We start from the raw sequence: 379 nt of genomic DNA on the forward strand, positions 1-379 counted from the left end.
AACCACGACGATCTGCTCGCCGAGGGATTCGGGCGTTCCTGAGTGATCGTTGCGGCACCGGTCCGCTGGTTGCGGCCGCCGATCGCGACGATCAGCACAACCGGGCCTGGCGCGGATCTGCTGACAGGCCTGCACCTCGGCGCTGCATGATCCTCGTGCCTGCGCCGGTGGTTGCCGAGGTCGGTTACCTGCTTGGCCGTGCCGGCTGCGCGAAGATCGAGGCTGCGTTCCTGCGGTCGATCGTGCAGGAGACACTCACAGTCGTCGATCTTGAGCTGGCCGACTACGCGCGGATGGCCGAGTTGGTCGAGGTCTACGCCGACTTCCCGCTCGGTACGACGGACGCGGCTGTCGTCGCCGTCGCCGAGCGGCTTGGGAT

General features: G+C 67.3%; 1 protein-coding gene. It reads left to right on the top strand.

The window, feature by feature from the left end:
- Positions 1–65 precede the first annotated feature (65 nt).
- Positions 66–379 (top strand): type II toxin-antitoxin system VapC family toxin (locus tag I6F37_RS45210; RefSeq protein ID WP_225155158.1); only part of this gene is annotated, 314 nt, incomplete at its 3' end.

This window comes from Bradyrhizobium sp. NBAIM08 (assembly GCF_020193935.1).
Lineage (GTDB): Bacteria > Pseudomonadota > Alphaproteobacteria > Rhizobiales > Xanthobacteraceae > Bradyrhizobium > Bradyrhizobium yuanmingense.